This is a genomic window from Vibrio rhizosphaerae, assembly GCF_024347095.1.
Classification (GTDB): Bacteria; Pseudomonadota; Gammaproteobacteria; order Enterobacterales; family Vibrionaceae; genus Vibrio; species Vibrio rhizosphaerae.
Genome location: NZ_AP024903.1, coordinates 2,353,909 through 2,374,921, shown reverse-complemented (window position 1 = coordinate 2,374,921; position 21,013 = coordinate 2,353,909). Strand labels below are relative to the sequence as shown.

The 21,013-nt window shown below is 47.1% G+C and carries 18 protein-coding genes; 13 read left to right on the top strand and 5 right to left on the bottom strand.

Annotation, left to right across the window (positions count from 1 at the left end):
* Positions 1-5 precede the first annotated feature (5 nt).
* Both oppB and OCV37_RS10180 read right to left on the bottom strand, forming a co-directional pair.
* Complete coding sequence (oppB, locus tag OCV37_RS10185; protein WP_038180005.1) at positions 6-926, bottom strand: oligopeptide ABC transporter permease OppB; 921 nt, start codon at positions 924-926, stop codon at positions 6-8.
* Positions 927-1,016: 90 nt separating this feature from the next.
* Positions 1,017-2,648, bottom strand: a complete 1,632-nt coding sequence (locus OCV37_RS10180; RefSeq protein WP_038180008.1) for an ABC transporter substrate-binding protein — start codon at positions 2,646-2,648, stop codon at positions 1,017-1,019.
* A 549-nt stretch (positions 2,649-3,197) separates the two neighbouring features.
* Here OCV37_RS10180 and OCV37_RS10175 point away from each other — a divergent pair.
* From OCV37_RS10175 to OCV37_RS10160, 4 genes are read left to right on the top strand one after another with little or no spacing between them, the layout of a single operon-like run.
* Positions 3,198-4,748 carry a putative bifunctional diguanylate cyclase/phosphodiesterase gene (locus OCV37_RS10175; protein ID WP_038180009.1) on the top strand — a complete coding sequence of 517 codons (1,551 nt, stop codon included), beginning with the start codon at positions 3,198-3,200 and terminating at the stop codon, positions 4,746-4,748.
* 47 nt (positions 4,749-4,795) lie between these two features.
* Entirely contained in the window at positions 4,796-5,752 is a 957-nt protein-coding gene (locus OCV37_RS10170) for an HlyD family secretion protein (RefSeq protein ID WP_038180011.1), read from the top strand.
* Entirely contained in the window at positions 5,749-6,675 is a 927-nt protein-coding gene (locus OCV37_RS10165) for an ABC transporter ATP-binding protein (protein ID WP_038180013.1), read from the top strand. Before OCV37_RS10170 ends, OCV37_RS10165 begins: the two co-directional genes overlap by 4 nt.
* A gap of 14 nt (positions 6,676-6,689) precedes the next feature.
* Positions 6,690-7,775: an ABC transporter permease gene (locus OCV37_RS10160; RefSeq protein WP_157634929.1), complete on the top strand. Its 1,086-nt coding sequence runs from the start codon at positions 6,690-6,692 to the stop codon at positions 7,773-7,775.
* Between the two features lie 121 nt (positions 7,776-7,896).
* Here OCV37_RS10160 and OCV37_RS10155 read toward each other — a convergent pair whose 3' ends face one another.
* From OCV37_RS10155 to OCV37_RS10145, 3 genes are all read right to left on the bottom strand, one after another.
* Complete coding sequence (locus OCV37_RS10155; RefSeq protein WP_157634927.1) at positions 7,897-8,565, bottom strand: HAD-IA family hydrolase; 669 nt, start codon at positions 8,563-8,565, stop codon at positions 7,897-7,899.
* 216 nt (positions 8,566-8,781) lie between these two features.
* Positions 8,782-9,297, bottom strand: coding sequence for a cytochrome b/b6 domain-containing protein (locus OCV37_RS10150; RefSeq protein ID WP_038180017.1), 516 nt, complete (start codon positions 9,295-9,297; stop codon positions 8,782-8,784).
* Positions 9,290-9,574, bottom strand: a complete 285-nt coding sequence (locus OCV37_RS10145) for a PepSY domain-containing protein (protein ID WP_038180019.1) — start codon at positions 9,572-9,574, stop codon at positions 9,290-9,292. The genes OCV37_RS10150 and OCV37_RS10145 overlap by 8 nt, the downstream gene beginning before the upstream one ends.
* 225 nt (positions 9,575-9,799) lie before the next feature.
* On the opposite strand from OCV37_RS10145, the gene rlmF reads away from it, so the two are divergent.
* The 9 genes from rlmF (at position 9,800) to OCV37_RS10100 (ending at position 21,010) form a co-directional block, all read left to right on the top strand.
* Positions 9,800-10,843 carry a 23S rRNA (adenine(1618)-N(6))-methyltransferase RlmF gene (rlmF, locus tag OCV37_RS10140; RefSeq protein WP_157634931.1) on the top strand — a complete coding sequence of 348 codons (1,044 nt, stop codon included), beginning with the start codon at positions 9,800-9,802 and terminating at the stop codon, positions 10,841-10,843.
* 310 nt (positions 10,844-11,153) lie between these two features.
* Entirely contained in the window at positions 11,154-12,833 is a 1,680-nt protein-coding gene (locus tag OCV37_RS10135) for a carboxylesterase family protein (RefSeq protein ID WP_051680450.1), read from the top strand.
* Between the two features lie 643 nt (positions 12,834-13,476).
* Entirely contained in the window at positions 13,477-13,902 is a 426-nt protein-coding gene (locus OCV37_RS10130) for a DUF2946 domain-containing protein (RefSeq protein WP_051680452.1), read from the top strand.
* Between the two features lie 111 nt (positions 13,903-14,013).
* On the top strand, positions 14,014-15,417 hold the full coding sequence (locus OCV37_RS10125; protein ID WP_051680453.1) for a PepSY-associated TM helix domain-containing protein: 1,404 nt from the start codon (positions 14,014-14,016) through the stop codon (positions 15,415-15,417).
* Between the two features lie 146 nt (positions 15,418-15,563).
* Positions 15,564-16,952: a diguanylate cyclase gene (locus OCV37_RS10120; RefSeq protein WP_038180023.1), complete on the top strand. Its 1,389-nt coding sequence runs from the start codon at positions 15,564-15,566 to the stop codon at positions 16,950-16,952.
* 279 nt (positions 16,953-17,231) lie between these two features.
* Positions 17,232-18,461 (top strand): ribokinase, encoded by a 1,230-nt coding sequence (gene rbsK / locus OCV37_RS10115; RefSeq protein ID WP_038180025.1) that lies wholly within the window; start codon positions 17,232-17,234, stop codon positions 18,459-18,461.
* Between the two features lie 49 nt (positions 18,462-18,510).
* Positions 18,511-19,440, top strand: a complete 930-nt coding sequence (locus OCV37_RS10110) for a dihydrodipicolinate synthase family protein (protein ID WP_038180027.1) — start codon at positions 18,511-18,513, stop codon at positions 19,438-19,440.
* Between the two features lie 69 nt (positions 19,441-19,509).
* On the top strand, positions 19,510-20,463 hold the full coding sequence (locus OCV37_RS10105) for a tripartite tricarboxylate transporter substrate binding protein (RefSeq protein WP_038180028.1): 954 nt from the start codon (positions 19,510-19,512) through the stop codon (positions 20,461-20,463).
* A gap of 109 nt (positions 20,464-20,572) precedes the next feature.
* On the top strand, positions 20,573-21,010 hold the full coding sequence (locus tag OCV37_RS10100) for a tripartite tricarboxylate transporter TctB family protein (RefSeq protein WP_038180031.1): 438 nt from the start codon (positions 20,573-20,575) through the stop codon (positions 21,008-21,010).
* Positions 21,011-21,013 lie beyond the last annotated feature (3 nt).

The window sequence follows — 21,013 nt, the reverse complement described above, 5'->3', positions numbered from 1 at the left end:
CCTCTCTAATAGCGGATTTTCGGATCGATATAGGCGAGAAGAATATCGACGATCATGTTGAACAAAATAAACAAAAATCCAATCAGGATGGTTATCCCGAGTACCAGAGAATAATCCCGGTTAAAGGCTGCGTTCACAAATAGCTTCCCGATTCCGGGTAAGCCAAAGATAGTTTCGATGACCACCGAACCGGTAATAATACCGACAAAAGCGGGGCCCATATAAGAAACAACCGGTAATAGCGCGGGTTTTAATGCATGACGAACAACAATGTAACCGTAGTTGAGGCCTTTGGCTTTCGCGGTGCGGATAAAGTTACTGTTGAGGGTTTCAATCATTGAGCCTCGGGTAATCCGAGCGAAGGTTGCGATATAGAGTAACGACATACCGAGAACGGGCAGTGCCATATATTGGAACGAGCCGTCATTCCAGCCACCGGCGGGTAACCATTCTAAATTGATGGCAAAGATGAAGATCAGCACCGGAGCAAAGACAAAGGAGGGGATGACGATACCCAACATGGTCGTTGCCATTAATGAATAGTCCAGCCACGTATTCTGTTTCAGGGCTGCGATCGTGCCAATCGTCACCCCGAGAATGATGGTAAAGAAAAAGGCGGTCGCCCCGATTTTTGCGGAGACCGGCAACGCTTTTCCAACCAATTCATTGACACTGAAATCTTTATATTTAAACGACGGACCAAAATCGCCGTGCAAAATATTTTTCAGATAAGTGAAGTACTGAACCATGATAGGTTTATCCAGCCCATATTCGGCATTGATATTTGCCAGAACTTGGGGGGCTACAGCACGCTCTGAAGAGAACGGGCTGCCGGGCGCAAAGCGCATGAGAAAAAACGATATTGTGATCAGCACCAATAAGGTCGGGATCGCTTCCAATATCCGTTTAGCAATGAATTTAAGCATAAACTCACTCTTGTGTATTTAATTGCAACTGTGAAATGAAAGGCTGTATGACATCTGCCATACAGCCCCGTCTTGATAACTCGGAATGAATTATTTTGCTTTAATGTACATATCCCGAGTGTAAGTCATGTCTCCCGCATTATGGATCGGATAACCACCGACATAAGGCGCGAGTAAGTGTGCTTTCACATACTGATAGGTCGGTGCGACAGGCATATCCTGCGCAATCAACTTCTCAGCCTGAGCGTAGTAATTAGCACGCTCTGTGTCAGACGTACTCAGCATCGCTTTTTCCATGACATCGTCATAAGCTTTGCTTTGATAGTGGGCGTAGTTACCACTGTTATTGGAGAGCATTTGAGAAAGGAAGGTTGATGCTTCGTTATAGTCACCACACCAAGCGTCGCGAGCAACTTCGAAGTTCCCCTGACGACGATTATCCAGGAAGGTTTTCCATTCCTGATTTTCCAGATTGGTATTGACACCTAATGTCTGTTTCCACATCGATTGAATCGCCGTCGCAACTTTCTTATGGTTGTCTGAGGTGTTGTAAATCAGAGTCAGTGTTAACGGATTATTTTTGTCGTAACCTGCTTCAGCCAAAAGTTCACGAGCTTTTTGATTACGCTCTTTCTGAGTCCACTTACCATATTCCGGCATTGGTGGGGTGAATCCGGCAGTAATGTCTGGTGTAAAGGCGTAAGCCGGCTTTTGGCCTTGCCCCATAATGGCCTTAGTAATGATATCCCGGTCAATTGCATAAGAGAGTGCTTTTCTGACCCGAACGTCATCAAACGGTTTTTTCCGCGTATTGAAATCGTAGTAGTAGTTACACAGATATCCGGTCACAGAAACGGATTCCGGGTGTTCTTTCTTGAGTCGTTTAAAATGTTCGACCGGCATTTCGTAGGTAGAATCCATTTCACCCGCGAGGAAGCGATTCATTTCGGCATTTTGACTTTCGATCGGTAGATAGGTGACCTTATTAATGACTGTTTCAGCATCATTCCAGTAAAGTGGGTTGCGCTTGAGCACTAAACGTTCATTGACGACCCATATTTCAGGGACGTAGGCACCATTGCCGACAAAGTGTTCTGGGCGGGTCCATTTACTGCCCCATTGTTCAATAACCTTCCGTGGAGCCGGAAACGTTGATTGGTGAACCAACATTTTGACAAAGTAAGGCGTGGGTTTATCGAGATGGACTTGCAGTGTGTAAGCATCAATCGCTTTGATACCTAACGTGGACTTATCTTTCTTACCTGCCACAATCTCTTCGGCATTGGTGACATTGCCTAACTGTAAATATTCAGCATAAGGAGAAGCGGTTGCCGGATCGACAAGGCGTTGCCATCCGTAGACGAAATCGTCGGCAGTGACGGGGTCACCATTGGACCATTTCGCTGTTTTACGCAGATGAAAGGTAAATGTTTTGTTATCTTTGGTTTCCCATTTCTCGGCGACACCGGGAACAAGCTTGCCGTAGCCATCTTCGTTAACCAAGCCTTCAAATAAGTCTCTGTCAACGTTCGCGCCGGGAACGCCATTCACCTTCTGTGGGTCAAGTGTTTCGATTTCTGATCCGTTGCCTCGGACCAATTCTTGTACTGGGGCCAGTTTTGTTCCTTCCGGAACGTGTGCTGCATAGGATGGTAATGTTGTGCCGGCTAGAGTTAGGCCTAATCCCAACACCATTGCTCGGGAAATCTTATTTTTATTCATGTAAAACTCCAGATTTTGTGTAATGACATCCGTGATCGTATTTATAAAGTGAAAGTGTATGTTGATATCGAGCCCCCAAGTGAAAGAAACATTGGGATTTGACACCTTAGACAAGTTGACTTGATTCACTTAGCCCACTTTACAAATATCCCGTTACCCTAGCAACTTTTAGATGAATTTACCATTTGGCTAGTCATAAATTAATGGTTTGAACTTTTTTAAAATTAATTTGTGGGGGTTTATTTTGTCTTTATTGGTTGGTGTAGATGGAATAAATCTATGAAATCCATTTCATCGACATTTTATATTGTCACAAATATTGGGGATTTATTCTGTTGACGGGAGGTTGACGATATTTTTATCGGTTATTGCTGAATATTTGAATAGCATAGCATTTTCTTTACTCAATAATCTTGTCAATAAAGTGCCAATCTGGTCTACGCTTTACATCAGGTAGTATTGGTTTGACCACTGCTGAATTAATTTATCTCTCCGGTGTACCGGGATTCATATGAGATGACGGTGCCCCGCAAAAAATGATAGGTCACAATGAAAAAGAAAGACATTCAGACCGGTCTGGAGAAAGAGATTCGCAAACGTGCTAAATGGGACTTTTTTTATATCTGTGTCATTGCTTTGCTCCTGTCTTATATCTCCGTGATAACCAAAGTTGATCTGTTTGAGCAACTTTATTTTTTTAGTCGCCAGCATGAGCATTGGGAAATGGATGAGATTACGCTGATTGTTTTATGGTGTGGTCTGGGGGGGATTTTTTATGCTTATCGTCGAGTACAGGATTTACGCGCCTTGCTTCAGGAAGTATCAGGAAAAGCTTTTTTCGATCAGGTAAGTCAATTACCAAACCGAGTTTATTCTCTGGAATGTTTAACGCAGATGTTGCATCAGGCAGAGCGGTTGAGATTTCGGGCGGCCGTTATATTTATTGATCTGGACAATTTCAAAATGGTCAATGATACCTATGGTCATGCCAAGGGCGACTTGTTATTGCAGATGTTTGGTGAACGGTTACGCCATTCGGTCCGCAAAGGTGATATCGTCGGGCGTTTAGGCGGAGATGAATATTTAGTTTTACTTGAACTGACCGATGAAAATGAGCTTGCGCCTGTATTGGAACGCATTCGATCAATACAAGATGAGCCGTATCGTTTAGATGAGAATGATCTGATTTTCCGCTTTAGTGCCGGTATAGCGATTTATCCTGATGATGGTGAGACCGCAACAGATTTACTCAAAGCCTCGGATATTGCCATGTATCACTCTAAAGTCACCCGAACCGGCCAAATTGAGCGTTATACCGATCATATGACTGAGACGTTATATGCTCGTTACCAGCTTGAATCTGACCTGAAATTAGCCTTGCAAAATAAAAATTTCTACATGGAGTATCAGCCACAATTATCACTGAAAAATGAGCAAATCGTCGGATATGAAGCGCTGATTCGTTGGGAGTTAAGAGGAAAACAGGTTCCGACCACGCAATTGATCCAAATTGCCGAAGACACCGGTCATATTGAAGAAATCGGCTTATGGGCTCTGTATCAAGCGCTTGAAGATGCGCAGTCTTTTTTGCAAGCCAATCAGCGACTGGCAGTAAATATCACGTCACGTCATTTCTGGAAAAGTGATTTTGTCTATCAAATTGAGCGGGCACTATCGTTTTATGAGTTTCCGCCGCATCAGCTTGTTTTAGAATTGACCGAATCTGCGTTAGTTAGTGATATATTTGATGATATCCGACAAAAGGTTACCGCATTAAGAGAACTTGGTATTCTGGTGGCGATTGATGATTTTGGGATTGGTTACTCTTGTCTGGGGCGATTAAAAGATCTGCCGATCAACTGCCTGAAAATCGATCAGACTTTTACACATGCACTGGTGAATTCAGAGCGAGATTGGTACGTCATCTCAACCTTGGTTAACATGGCGAAACATCTCAATTTTTTAATTATGGCAGAAGGTGTAGAATCGAAAGAACAGCTAGATCTGCTACATCAGATCGGATGTCACATGGCCCAAGGCTACTATATTGGTCAACCCGCCACCCTCACTCATTTGGTGGCGCAGACATCTAGGCTGTAAATGTTTACCTGACTGACAACCGCGCATCTCAATCATGGAGAAGCATTATGCAGCGACTGATTTTTCATGCCATCCTGATTACCCTCCTTACGGCTTGTCAAACTGATGAAAATAACCTTGCATTAGGAACGTTAGAACGTGATCGGGTGACGCTGACCGCACCGGCGAACGAAATCATCCGCGATTTACCGGTGAAAGAAGGGACGTCAGTGACTCAAGGACAGGTTTTGGTACAACTTGATCAGCAACGTCAGACGATCGAATTGGCACAGGCTGTCGCTGAACAGGCGCAGGCAAAAGCATATCTGCAAAAACTCACCAATGGGGAACGCCCGGAAGACATTGCGACCGCGCAGGCGGATGTCGTTCGTGCTGAAGCCCGATTTATTGAAGCGGAAAAAAATTATCAGCGCACCCGAGAACTGGTTGCAAAGAAACTCGGCAGTCAGTCGGAACAAGACAGAGCGCTGGCCAGTCGCGATACAGCCAAGGCTGAATTGAATGCCGCCAGAGAAGCGTTCGCGAAACTGACCGCAGGTTCGCGGGTTGAAGATATCGAGCAGGCAAAAGCAGCCTTGGATGCTGCAACGGCCGGGGTGATGTTACAACAGCACCGACTGAATGAATTGACGATTGTTGCAACGCGGGATGGTGTGCTCGATAGCCTGCCTTATCGACTTGGCGAGCGGGTGGCTGCCAATCAGGCGGTTGCCGTGATTGAAGCCGACCGGGTGCCTTATGCCCGGGTTTATATACCTGCACGATATCGGACTCAGTTGACTGTCGGGCTGATGGTCAATGTTCATGTTGACGGCGTTACTAAGATCTTTCGGGGAAAAGTTCGTCGCGTATCGGCTGAACCGTCTTTTACTCCTTATTATGCGCTGACAGAGGAAGAACGCTCCCGGTTGATGTATTTGGCTGAAATCGATTTGGATGATTCAGCGCAATCGCTCCCTTCCGGCATCCCGGCTCAGGTTGAGCTCGGAGGGCTCAAGCCGTGACAAAGTATGCTATTGAGGCGGAAAATGTTGTGAAGCGATTTGGTGATTTTACTGCAATTGAAGATGTTCGGTTGCAGATCCCGAAAGGTGCCATTTATGGTTTTCTCGGGCCGAACGGCTGTGGTAAATCAACCACCATTCGGGTTCTCACCGGCTTATTGCACCCCACGTCAGGGCAGGTGAAAGTTCTGGGACTGGATATCCCCCGGGAATCAGAACAGCTGCGATTGAAAATCGGTTATATGACACAAAAATTCTCACTCTACGATGATCTCACGGTGGAAGAAAACTTGCAGTTTATCGGGCAGATTTTCGGGATGGGGCACCGGCAACTCAACCAGCGCCTCAATCAGCAGCTTCAGACGTATGGACTGGATCAGCGTCGCAAGCAACGGGTCAGTGGCATGAGTGGAGGGCAGAAACAGCGTTTGTCTCTGGCTGCCGCAACCATGCACCACCCTGAGCTGTTATTTCTCGATGAACCGACGTCAGCTGTTGATCCGGAAAACCGGCGCGAGTTCTGGGAGCAACTGTTTGATCTCTCCGCACAGGGGACGACTATTCTGGTGACCTCCCACTATATGGATGAAGCGGAACGTTGTCATCGGCTGGCGATTATGAATTCTGGCCGGATTTGTGCTGACGGTGAACCGGAGCAACTCATGCGTGACATGGGGGTACATGTGGTTGAAGTCCGGGCAGAAAACCTCCGGGGATTAAAAGAACACTTAATGACGTTTGCTCAGGTTCGCTCCGCTGCTCAATTGGGGATCCGGCTACGCGTGCTTATTGAGCAGGATGTCGCAGCGCCGGTTGCGTGGTTGCAAGCGCAGGTACCGATATTAGCAGATGCAGAAATTGCCGTCGTCCGCCCTTGTCTGGAGGATGTTTTTGTCAGTGTTACCGGAGAGAAGCGGCAGTGAGTGCTTTATACCGAATGAAAGCCGTGATGCTCAAAGAGTTACGCCAACTCTCACGGGATCGGATCACCTTCGGCATGGTGGTGATGATCCCCTTGATTCAATTGATTTTGTTTGGTTATGCGATCAATACCAATGTTCGTCATGTCCCGGTTGCAGTGGTTGACTTGAGTGGCAGTACGACAGGGAGAATCATGACCGAAGCGGTGCGCGTGACTCAGGTCGTGGATATTACCAAGCAGTATGCAACTGCCAAAGAAGCGGAACAAGCGATTCACCGTGGTGTGATTCGGGCGGCAATGATTCTGCCAAAAGATCTCGATCAACGTCTTGCTCAGGGACGAGTGTTGGGGCAATGGATCGTTGATGGTTCTGATACGATGATCAGTTCGGCAGTGATGGGATTACAGCACATGTCACTCAGCGGACTCGGCCTTCAGAGCCATCGGGCTCAGGCTCCGGCGCAAACATTTAATGTCGCGCTCTATTACAATCCAAGCCGGCGTTCGGCTGTCAATATTGTTCCCGGTTTACTCGGTGTGATTCTGACCATGACCATGATTCTGTTTACCAGTGCCGCGATTGTCCGCGAGCGGGAACGCGGTAACCTGGAACTGTTGATCACCACGCCGGTTCATCCGATGGAATTAATGGTCGCGAAAATCATTCCTTATATTTTTATTGGCCTGATTCAGGTGTGCATTATTCTGGGGTTGGGACATCTCATTTTTGATGTCCCGATTCACGGGGCACTCAGTCAGATTTTGTGGGGAACGTTATTATTCATTTCAGCCAGTCTGACGCTGGGGCTGATGATTTCAACGATAGCAACAACCCAGCTACAGGCGATGCAGATGACGGTGTTTATCTTATTGCCTTCGATCTTGCTGTCAGGGTTCATGTTCCCTTACGAGGGAATGCCCGTGATTGCACAATGGATTGCTGAAGTATTGCCGGCAACGCATTTTATGCGGATGATTCGCGGTATTGTTCTCCGGGGTGCCGATCTCTTCGATTTGTGGCGTGACACATTATGGATGATTGGATTTACCTTGCTTGGCTTAGTGATTGCCTCCATGCGATTTAAGAAATCTTTGGATTGAGGTTTCACTCACAGTCTGTTTTATCAATAAAAACGAATCAAAACAAATAATTATAAATAAAATAATGACAAGTCCTATTGACTTGCCATCCATCGTTTATCGACTCAGCTTTTCGCCGTTGTTACAACGGCAGATGCAGCCGGAATCCCTTGCTATCTTGTTCAAGTGTCAGTTGGGTATAGTCTGAAATGGTACTCACGCCCTGTAATGCTTGTGCATCTTTGACTTGTGTGAGCAACCCGATAACCGGACACCCGGCTGCCAGCCCGGATTGTACCCCTGCGATAGCATCTTCAAACACCAGACATTCCTCTGCTTTCAAACCGAGGGCCTGCGCACCGAGTTGGTATGGTTCAGGATCTGGTTTTCCACGAGTAATCTGATCAGCGGTAATGACGATTTCTGGTTGGGGTATATTGGCCGCTTTGATTCTGGCGTAAGCCACGGATTCATTACCGGAAGTGACAATCGCCCATGGTACATGATGGTTGTTTAACTGATGCAAAAAATCCATTGCACCCGTTATCGGGACGATTCCTGCGGTATCTTGCGATTCGGCGTCCTTTAACCAAGCGATCTCTTTGTCAATTTCAGACTGAGGCTGACCCATCATAAATTCGGCCACGGATTCGCTGGCAGGGCGTCCGTGAATATGGTGCAGAATATGGGTTGGGTCGAGATCCTGACGTGTGGCAAATGCAGTCCAGGCACGATGAACGGCTGCGATTGAATCAATGAGAGTACCGTCTAAATCGAACAGGCAGGCACGGAAATGGAATACAGTGGACACGAGAACTCCTTGGTGAAGGTGAGGATTGAAACGGGTTAATCATGGTATTTCTGTGTACGTATCATAACTGTAAGTGAGGATGACTTGAAGCAAGCTCTTGGTGATGTAAATTCATCATAGATGATTTTGAGACGGGCTATAGAACGACGTAGACGTGCTTCTTGTCGAGAGAAAAGAAGCCCCTGAATGCAAAGGGGCTTTTGAATTGGGGATTGGCTAGTCTCTGTGGCGCCACAACATGGTTCTGACGTAAGCAAATTGTGTCAGCTTACTCATCAGGATAATGGCACACACGTGGATGGTGACCGCACCCATTGTGGCATTGGCGAAGAACTCATGGATTTCAATCATCCAATCCTCTCCCCAGAACCAGTCGGTCTCAGATAACCATCCCGTTGTGGCGGTACTCAGAATGAGAAACCACATCAGCCAGATCATGATTGCACCCGCCGGGTTATGGCCGATATGTTGGTCTTTTTTGGTCACCAGTACTTCTTTGAGGTGTTCCAATGCGTCGGGAACAGAAGGCTTGAATGCAGATAATCGTGCCGGAGAGCGGGCTATCAGCCCCCAAAGCAAACGAATCCCGACGACAGCGATAACGGTGTAACCGATCCACTGGTGAAGCGGACTCCCTTCTTCTGTCAAAAAGTAATTGGATAAAAACAGTACCGCCGTTGTCCAGTGTGTGATGCGGACGACAATATCCCAAATGAACGCTTGTTTAGTCATCTTTTTCCTCTTTCACGACCGTCATATCAACCGGGTTGTAGTAAATCTCAACTCGGTTTTTGTTTGCGTCATAACCGTAAAGCTCGTAACAACCAGTATGGGTTTTCTTAAATTTCTTAATCTGATATCCCATTTCAACAACCTGTGCTTTGGCTGTTGCAAAAGGTATCCAGGATGATTCAGGTTGTTGAGTACACTGCGGATCAGCGAAAACCAAAGAAGAAGCTGTCGCTGTTGCGAGTAAGGTAGCCAGGCGGATCAACGTTGTTTTGGACATAATGTATGCTCCTGTTGCATCACGATTGATGGTGTCTTTCACCCGACTGATTATGAGTCAGTAAACTTAAGAACGGCTTAAGAGAGATTCATCGAATCAATATCATGATGAGCGAGAGGATATACAAAGTGACAACCGCCCATGAGCTACGGCAATCGTGCAATTCTGGAAACGTGGATGAAAAAAGGGGACAATAACGCGTTTTTCCCAACCCATATGAGTCATATGAGCCCAAACAGTAAGCCGACAAAGAAAGCTAAATCCCCGGTACCAACGAAACTGTCATCTGATGTTCGCGTCAAGAAAGTGAGTGCTTCCAAGGGGTTGCACCCGCGGAATAAGCATCAGGGACGCTATAATTTTGTCGAACTGGTCAAAGCGCTACCTGAACTGAAAAATTATGTCATGCGCAATCCCAAGGGTGAACAGACGATCAATTTTGCTGATCCGCTGGCGGTGAAACAACTGAATAAAGCATTATTGAGCCGCCATTATCAGGTGACGGCGTGGGAGATTCCACAAGGCTACCTTTGTCCGCCGATTCCCGGTCGGGCAGATTATATTCATCGCGCCGCAGACCTGATGAGTCATGAGCCGAATCTCGTATTGGCTCAGGTCAAAGCGCTCGATATCGGCGTCGGTGCGAACTGTATCTACCCGATCATCGGTGTCTGCGACTATGGCTGGCAGTACACCGCCAGTGATATCGACCCGGTCTCAATTAAGAATGCCAAGCGTATCGCTGCAAGTAATCCGGTACTTCAGGGTAAGGTTGAATGTCGGTTACAGCCAGACAGCCGCTGCTTGTTTAAAGGCATTATCCAGCCGGGGGAGCGTTATCATATCACCACCTGTAACCCGCCATTTCATGAGTCATTGCAAGCGGCTGCACAAGGCACTCGGCGAAAGTTGAATAACCTGAATGCCAACCGTGTGAAGCGCGGCCACGCAGTCAGTAAACATCATTCCTCTCAGCCGACGCTCAATTTCGGCGGACAAAAAGCTGAGCTCTGGTGCCCGGGCGGAGAGGCAGCTTTTATTAAGAACATGGCGCTGGAAAGTCGTGAATTTTCTGAGCAAGTTCTTTGGTTTACCACCCTGATCTCTAAGAAAGACAATGTACGTTGGATGCAGAAACAGCTACAAAAAGTCGGTGTGCAGGAGATCCAAATCGTGGAAATGAACCAAGGACAGAAGAACAGCCGTTTCATTGCCTGGACATTTATGACCTCAGTGCAACGTCAGCAGTGGCTGAAAGAGCGGATTTAAAAGATAAGTTTCCGTCTTTATCGAACGGTATTGATTTAGGTAGATGATAATTCTGTCATTATTAATTGATTTCAAAGCACTTTTTATGGGTGCTTAACACTTTGTGCAAAATTATGCGCGGATAAATAGACGTTATCCGCTATTTATATTATTGTCGTTGAATCTTATGGATTGTTACTTCAGGGGCTCTCTGAAGGCAAAACCGGCGTCGCTTCCTTCCTGATTGAAGCCGGCCGGTTTTTTTGTTTTGAATGTCATCACCACTTGCAATCAATCGACTGTGATCCCCCACTGGATGAGAATGAATGCTATGAATCAATCTATTGGTAAATTATCAACGTTTTTACTCTCTGTATCATTGGCATTGGGCGCGACGTCTGCCTTTGCTTATACAGAAAAAGTAACATTAAAGCAGGGCATTATCACTGGTGTGACGGACTCTCAATCCGGCACCAATCGTTGGTTGGGAATTCCTTATGCTCAGGCGCCGGTCGGTGAACTGCGTTGGCAATTGCCTCAGCCGCCAAAGGCCAGTCATGAGTCTTTTCAGGCCGATCAGCAAGGTCATCTTTGTCCTCAGGTCTCATCTGGTGAAGTGATTGGCAATGAAGATTGCCTGAATCTGAATATCTATCGGCCGAACACGCAAAAAAAACTGCCGGTTGTGCTCTATATTCATGGCGGCAACAATCAGGGTGGGCGGGCTGATGAGTTTGACCCGAGCCAGCTGGCTGTTGATATCAATGCTGTTATTGTGACTTTAAATTACCGTCTGGGAGCGTTGGGTTTTAATCCACTGACTGTGCTGAAATCGGATGATGCGGTTCAGGCTTCCGGTAACTTTACCTTACTTGATCAGGCGCGGGCACTGGACTGGATTCGTAATCATATCAGTCAGTTTGGCGGACAGGCTGACAATATTACGGTCTCCGGTTTTTCAGCAGGTGGACGTGATGTGATGGCCATGCTGATTTCGCCGTTGTTTGCCGGTAAGTTCGAGCATGCGATTGTATTTAGCGGTGGGATGACCACATCATCGGTTGAAGCCAGCCAGATTGTTTTTCGCCGTGCGTTTGCCCGGCTGGTCGTCGAAGATGGCATTCAGCCGGATCAGCAAGCTGCTGAAGCGTGGTTAGCGCAACCGACACCGGCAGTCAAAAAGTATCTGTTGGAGCTTCCTGCGGAGCGGATTGCCCGTTTGATGCAAAACGCGGGGATTCGAATGAGCGTGTTCCCGCATCTCTATCGTGATGGCACGGTATTACCGCAAGAGGGATTTGCAACGCATCGTTATAATGAAGTCCCGACCATGATGCTGACGGGGCATGATGAGTTCTCTTTCTTTGCGTTAGGAGATCCTTATTTCAGCCAGAAAGAAGACTGGGCCGCAGATCCGAAACGGGTCAATGCCTATCGGTTTGTCTATCGCTACGGTGGTATGTTGTATCGGTCGTTTAATGTTGCTCAATCTGCACAAAAAATGGCAGCTCATTTCCGGGCACCCATTTACGCTGGTGAGTTTGACTACGGTTCGGATCCGACCGTTGTCGGAGCCCAGATGAAAGATCTGGGTGCATTTCACGGAGTATTCCTGCCGCTATTGGATGATCACTTCCGTAAACCATATTTAGGCAAGGCATTTGATTCTCCGGGTGCGAAAGCTTTAGGCGCATTATTTAAGCGTCATCTGGAAGCATTTATCCGAACCGGTCATACAAGTTTTTCTGACACGACGCGCTGGAATCCGTGGAATCTGAAACGTGAAGATAAAGGGCAGACCGTTTATATGATGGATGCGAACCACAATGCAGCGATTGCCTATCGGAGTGAACCGACCTTTACAGTTAAAGATGTGATCGCCATGATTGAGGATGACCACACCATTAGCCAAGAGAGTAAAGTCTATTTGCTACATCATGTGCTTAACGGACGTTGGTTCAGTCGGGAACTGGATGACCACTTTGGTAGTCCGAATCTATGGGCACAGTGATTTTATATGGTTGAGATTGATTTTTGACGAAGTCAATAGGGTCTGAGTCTTGGCTTCGAACCGATAAAAAAATAATTAAGCATGATGTTTTTATGCATATCAGTTAAAATATTGTCCGCAACCGCTGCCTGTTCATTGTCGTTCTTTGAACGATCCCCCCAATGACGGCAGCGCGTTGCGGACAAACCTTTTAGAATACCGACTCTAATAGTGTGGCCTCTGTTTCATATTTATTCAAATTTATGTTTTTGCTCACATCATCTCTTCACTCACACCTGTCTGTATCAACTTGATGACAAATCCGGATTGAGACCGTAACTCACTCGTTTGCCACGGCGATCATGACTGACAAAATGACATGTACGGCGCATGGTGAGGCACTTAAGATATGCAATGGTTCGGGCGCGCAAATATTCGGTTATCCACACATATCAAAAAACATATATATCAAAAAGCATATATATCAAAAATCATATATGTAAAAATTCGCATGTCAACGCTTTTTATCCGGTTGGTCATAACGAAACAGATCCACGCCACATCATCGTATTGTTGATGGAACTCGTCTTGTTGAGGGAGCTACTTTTTTCTGACAAGCGTGTTAATATATCGAACTGTGATTCATTCTCATTTATGAAACGTCGTGATTTTATCGGGTTGCTCTCATCTTGCTGGCTCCTCTCCTGATCGTCATTCAAGGCTGACGCTCAAGTGGCAACGATTGGTTGCCTGGCTTGGGTTATTTGCCATGCTGATGATCTACATGGCTCCGCTCGTTTCTCAAACCATGATGATGGATCGCACAACGCATCACCATCAGCAAATGGCTGCCCATCACGTAACACATGCTCCAACCGGTCACCAAGATGCTCACGCATTGCATCATGCATGGTGTGGCTACTGTTCTTTGTTGCTCCACATGAGTGGACTCACCCATATGCCGCTGCAGCTGGCCTGTCATCGTGCTGTATGGGTGGGGCTTCGGGTGACGATTCAACCTTTCTTATTACGCTCGGAATGGTGTAAAACCCAGCTCCCCCGGGCGCCACCGATTTTGCCGTTCTCATGAATCCGTTAAAACCAATCATCCCCTGAGTCTGTACGGCTTAGGGATATTTTCATGACATCTAAAATATTACCGGGATTCTGGTTGTGCTGAATTCCGGTAAAGAGAATGACAATGAATGTTCAGTCTTCAAAATCACCGGCAACGCAGTTGCTGGCTTTTATTGCGCGCCTGCACTTTTATGTGGGGATTTTCGTCGGTCCTTTTATTTTTATCGCGGCCTTAACCGGAACGCTTTATGTCATCACCCCACAAATTGAGCAGCATTTATATCATCATGAGCTCACGACGCCGAATCGGGGTGAGTTTCATACACTGGCAGAACAGATCCGCGCGGCACGGGAAAGTTTGCCACAAGATTTACAGCTGAAGGCCGTGCGTCCTTCGATCGGCGAGGGATATACCACGCGCGTGATGTTTATTGACCCCGCGTTATACGGCTATGAGTCGCAAACCGTATTTGTCGATCCGGTAACACTGGCGATACGAGGCAAACTGGCCAGTTACGGTACCAGTGGTATTTTACCCCTGCGGATCAAACTGGATTATTTACACCAGAATATGATGTTGGGGCAGTGGGGGCGAGCCTACAGTGAGCTGGCGGCGTCATGGTTATGGATCGCCGCATCGGGCGGTTTGATTTTATGGTGGACGACCAGACACCGACACAAGCGGCTGAAACAGCGCGCTAACCACCGCAATGTGTATATCCGACATCGTCGCCGCCATGTTCAGGCGGGGTTAGTGATTGCTTTAGGGCTATTTTTTATCTCCGCAACCGGTTTGACGTGGTCAAAATGGGCCGGTAGCCATATAGCGGAGTGGCGTCAGGCGATTGGATGGGTGACACCTTCGGTTTCCCGCGATTTACCCGGACACGCAAGCACCCTGTCTGGCGGTCACCATGATCATGCTGAGCATCATGCTAAACCCCAGAGCACCACGGCGGTGAATCATGCCCTTGATGCGCAGTTTGACGGGGTTCTTCTGGCTGCAAGACAAGCTGGGATTGATGCGGCGAAACTGGAAATCGTGCCATCTAAAACACCGAATCAGGCATGGCTGGTACGGGAAATTGACCGGGCTTGGCCGACACAAGTGGATAGTGTCGCGGTGGATGCCCAACGGATGGTGGTCACCAGCCGGGCTGATTTCGCCAATTTCCCTCTGATCGCCAAACTGATCCGCTGGGGGATTGATGCCCATATGGGCGTACTGTTTGGTTTACCGAATCAGCTAATACTGGCAGCGTTTGGTCTGACGCTTTGTATGATGGTGGTTTGGGGGTACCGCATGTGGTGGAAACGTCGTCCTGCCGCAGGCTCGCCTGTCCAGACGTTGTCGCAGACTTGGCTGGCAATGCCGGTATTATACCGGGTGATTGTCGTCTTGATTGCCGTGTTATTGGGGTTTGCGCTGCCGGTGATGGGCGTGAGCTTACTGTTTTTTGTCGTGATTGATTCATTACGCTGGTGGCGGGCCGGGCATGTGATGAAGACGAGTTCTGCGTCATCTTGAACATTGAGTCGGGTCAAACCTCATTCTCCGGAGTTTTTCGCGGAATGAGGTGGCCCGACCGCTGTGGTCATGGACATTTCTCTTATATCAACAATACTTGTTGAAAGGATGTTATTTTTCAGTCCCTGATGAGGTGATGTGCAGACATGACGAACGAAATGTTATCCGGATTAGATACCCAGACACTGGCACACGTTTTCGAGCATATCGATATGGCGGTGGTTGTGGCAACTCTGGAACGAAAAGTCGTTTGTATGAATGCGGCCGCCAGAACATTGTTCCGCTACTCACATGCAGAAATTTACAACCAGAGCACCGCATTGCTCTATGCCGATCAAGATGACTTTATCAGACTGGGACAGGAACGGTTCAACACCCGTGCCAATGATTCACATGACTCTTACATTGTCCGGTATATGGATGCTGCCGGCGAATCTTTTCAGGGATTGACATCTGGTGGTCTGATCAAAAATGCCCAAGGGAAACCGATTTTTTTTGTGGCAATCATTCAGGATGATTCTGCACGACTGGCTGCTGAAGAAACGCTCAATCGACTGCATACGATCACCTCATCCAGACAGTTAACATTTCAAGAGCGAATTCAGGCGATCTTAGAGTTGGGCACGGCCCATTTTGGCTTACCTATCGGTATCTTCAGTAAAATATCCGGGAATGAATATCGGGTTCAGCAAGCGGTTCATCCGGATCAGGCGTTAGCGCCGGGGATGATATTTGATTTAGGTATCACTTATTGCAGCCTCGTTTATCAGGCTGATGATGTGCAGGGGTTTTCTCATGTGTCAGAAAGCGAGATCGTCACTCATCCTTGCTTTGAAAACTTCGGTCTTGAGGCTTATCTTGGCGCCCCGGTTTTTGTCGACGGAGAGCGCTACGGCACTTTGAATTTTTCCAGTATTTGTCCGACGAGCCATTTTATCCGCCAAGATATCGAGATCTTACGTTTACTGGCCGAATGGGTCGGGCATGAGGTTGCCCGTGAGCAGGATTTCAACGCGTTAGAAACCGCACATGATCAGATGGAAGTGCTCGCCAATACCGATTCTCTGACCGGGCTTGCCAGCCGGAGTTGTATTGAAAACGCACTGCGGGATCAAATGACATTTGCCCTGAAATACAGCAAAAGCCTGACGGTTGCGATCATGGATTTTGATCACTTTAAATCGATTAATGATCGGTTTGGTCATCAGGTGGGGGATGAAGTTTTAGCTTGTTTCGGTGAGTTGGTTTCTGTGATGGGGCGTAAAGGTGACTTTTATGGTCGCTGGGGGGGAGAAGAGTTCATTGTACTTTTCCCTGATACCAATATGGCAGGGGTTCTCATTGCTTTAAACCGACTGATGGATAGCCTGAGACAAAGTGATTTATCTGAGCAATATCAGGGCTTAAAACTCACATTGAGTGTCGGAGTCACCGAAATGTCACAGCATGATAATCCCGAAACCATTGTCCAACGCGCAGACCGATTGCTTTATCAGGCCAAAGCCCAGGGCCGTGATCAAATTCAGCATGATTAAATACAGGGTGAAGGGTGTCCCCGGAGTATTCAGCCTTGTCGATGGCTTCAGTATATCGAGTCGTATCGATGGCTGATTTTCTGTTGAGTGATTGAACCTGTATGTCCTGTCGCAATTTTTCTCCTATTGTTTGCATGTTTATATTGATAAAGATCACATTTAAACAATTCGGGACACGATATTTTTGTTTGTTTTTGTTTACTTGTTTTTTGTTTGAATCCTATCTCACCATTTATTTCCGATGTTCCTAGAATAATTTTAAATGCGAGGGTGAGTAATATGTACAAAGAACTACGCCAAGAAAGGATTATTCAACTATTACGCCAGCAGGGGCAGGCCACCGTTGAGTTTTTGTCCTTACATCTTGGGGTAACGAAAGAAACGATTCGGACCGATTTGTCGAAACTTCAGCAGGATGGGGTACTGATTCGCCATCATGGTGGCGCATCGTTGAAGAAACATCTGCTGCAGAACGAACTGCAACAAGATAAAAGTTTGGATATCAGCCATCTGATGCGCACCCATCATCGCAATCGTGCCGTGAATCCTCAACGCGCTTTATCCGCAGACATGATCGGTAAGGTTTGTGTGTTTGGGGCATTTAACGTTGATATTGTTGCCCGGGTTGACCGTTTTCCGAAAAACGGAGAAACGCTGGTGGCTAAAAATACAACATTCGGACCGGGTGGCAAAGGCGCGAATCAGGCGATTGCTGCTCATGCGGCAGGTGCCCGGGTGCATTTTGCGACGAAGGTCGGCAAAGACCAGTTCAGTCAGTTTGCGAAAAATCATTTTGATGCTTGTGGAATGGAGTCTTTTTCAATCTATGAGACCGATCAGGCTGCAACGGGAAGTGCGGTCATTTATGTCAATGATGCCGGTGAGAACTTCATCGCGATTTGCCCGGGCGCGAATCTGCTGGTCACGGATGAAGAAGTTGCAGAACTGATCCCGTATTTAACCGAATCAAAAGTGCTGTTAGTCCAGTTAGAAAACAATTTTGATGCCATTGACGGGGTAATGAAATTGGCGAAGGGGTTAAACGTCACGGTGATTCTTAACCCTGCGCCGTATTTACCCCAAATAGACCGTTTTTTTGCCAATACAGACATTATTACGCCCAATGAAACGGAAGCTTCGCAAATCTCGGGGGTAGAAATTACCGATGTCGAGTCTGCGAAACAGGCGGCTCAGATTATTCATGAGCGGGGTGTACAGAACATTATTATTACTATGGGTAAGCAAGGTGTGGTGCTTTTTGATGGTCAGCAGTGCTCCCATATCCCGTCTTACAGTGCCGTTGTTGTCGATACGACCGGAGCCGGCGATGCATTTAACGGTGCACTGGCTGCCGCACTGGCGAAGGGAAAAAGCCTGACTCAGGCTGCATATTATGCGACCGCGTTTGCCTCCCTGTCTGTCGAGAGAGAAGGCGCGGCAAATATGCCGAATAATGCATTAGTTGAAGCCCGCATGCTTCAACAGCAAGTCGCAGTTGTCGCCATTTAGCGAACCAACTGAATGTTTTTAGGACATAGATGTTTTTAGGACATAGAAGATGAAAAAGATTGAAGGCATTGTACCGGTAATGTTGACACCATTTACCGACCAAAACGAAATTGATTATAAAGGGTTAGAGAAGTTAATTGACTGGTACATTGCTAATGGTGCCGATGCACTCTTCGCCGTCTGCCAGTCAAGTGAAATGCTATTTTTGTCTCTTGAAGAACGGGTTGCATTATCCCGGTTTGTGGTGGATTACACCAACGGACGGGTACCGGTGATTTCTTCCGGCCATATTTCACCTGCAATTGATGATCAAATCACTGAGTTGACCGCGATGGCTGCGACGGGGATTGATGCTTTGGTTTTGGTGACCAATCGCCTCGATCCTGACAATCAAGGGACGCAGACTTTCCTGAGCCACCTGAATACTTTGATGGATGCTATTCCGGCGGACATGCCTCTGGGACTATATGAATGTCCGGCACCTTATCGACGGTTACTCACCGATGAAGAGATTCAATTCTGCGCTGATTCCGGCCGTTTTGTGGTGCTCAAAGATGTGAGCTGTGATCTGGAGACGGTAAAACGTCGGGTACAGTTAACCAAACAATCACCTCTGGCCATTATTAATGCCAATGCAGCGATTGCTTATGAAGCGATGCAGCATGGCTCGAAAGGCTTTAGTGGCGTCTTTACCAATTTCCATCCGGATCTGTATCACTGGCTTTATCACCATGCATCTCAAGCCCCGGAATTTGCCCAGCAGCTCTCGTGGTTCCTTTCTCTGAGTGCCGTCACTGAAACTCTGGGTTATCCGAAAAATGCCAAAGTCTTTCATCAGCGCCTCGGCACATTCAGTTCAGTACACAGCCGGGTGACAAATGATGATGTGTTAGAGAAATACTGGGGCTTAAGTGTCATTCTCGATCAGATCGCGGCCTCTGCACAAGCATACCGGACAACCATAAAAACATTCGATTAAGTCGTCTACAGAACGACTTTTACCTGAACCTTTACCTGAACGAATCAATAATATTACAGGAGCGCCAACATGAAACATCCCCTACAAATCAGTCTGATTACCGCTGCGCTATTGGCTTCAACCAGTGCTATGGCTGCGTGGCCGGATAAACCGATTAAAATTATCGTCCCATGGGGTGCCGGTGGTAACACCGATACGGTCGCCCGCTTGGTGGCAGAAGGATTGCAAGAGCAACTCGGTGTCAATGTCAACGTGGTAAACCGCACTGGTGGTGCCGGTGTTGTCGGACATGATGCAATGGCAAAAGCCAAGCCCGACGGTTATACGCTGGGTGTTGCAACCGTTGAAATCGCCATGATGCACCATCAGGGGATGACGGATCTGAACTATCAGAACTATACCCCGATCACGCGATTGGCTGTGAACCTCGGTGGGATTCAGGTCGCAACCAACTCCCAATTTAAAGATGTGAATCAGCTGACGGATTACATCAAGAAGCATCCGGGTAAACTGAAAGCATCGGGAAGCGGCCTCAATTCAGGCTGGCATTTAAACCTGATTGGGATGCTGGATGCGATGGGCGTTCCGACCGATTCTGTCACTTATGTGCCTTCTGAAGGTTCAAGTTCTGCGTTGATGGAGCTGGTTTCCGGCGGGATTGACTTTACCACGTCTTCTCCGGGCGAAGCGAAAAGTATGGTTGAAGCCGGGATGGTCAAAAACTTAGCCACCATGGCCGAAACCAATACCGGACTGTACAAAGATATCCCGGTCTTCCAGCAGGTCACACCGTATAAATACAGTTTTTCAACATGGAATGCTTTAGTGGCGCCAGCCGGAATTCCTCACGATGTGCAGGAAAAACTCATTGCGACGATGAAAACCGTATTTGAAGAAGGGAAACTCCAGAATTTTGCCACCAAGCAAGGGTTTGAAGTATACCCATTGTACGGTAAAGATTTGGGGAACTTCATGAAGTCGGAAGATGAGAAATACGGAAAACTCATCAATAAGCTGAAGTAATCCCATCCGTTGAAATAATCTAGGGGCGGTGACTTTGGTTTCCGCCCGGGGTATTTAGCCTGTTGTGATGTGTAATCAATATAGGCTCTCAGAAAAACGTAGGTAACTTATGCGTTCATTACCGCTTTCCCAATTTATCCTTGGGATTTTTTCCCTGCTTATACTTATTACCAGTATCCAGCAATATGGTGGTATCGGCTCTTATGGCGCGGGATATATGCCAACGATTCTCAGCGCTTTTTTGTTGCTGTTTACCGTACTGGATGCCGTAATTCACCTGCGTCAGCGACCAGAAAAACTACGGCTGACGGCTTTAGAAATCCGGGCGTTACTGCTGGTGATCGTATCAATCGGATTATTTACCTTTTTAATTTCTTATCTGGGTTTTCTGATTTGTGCGACCGGGTTGTTATTCGGCCTGATGTGTTTGCGTAACCCTCAGAAAATATTAATGAATCTGGTCTTTTCGGTGTTGTCTTCAGGCATTATTTATTATGTTTTCGGACATATCCTGATGGTTGCATTACCTGAAGGTTTCTGGTCATAGGAG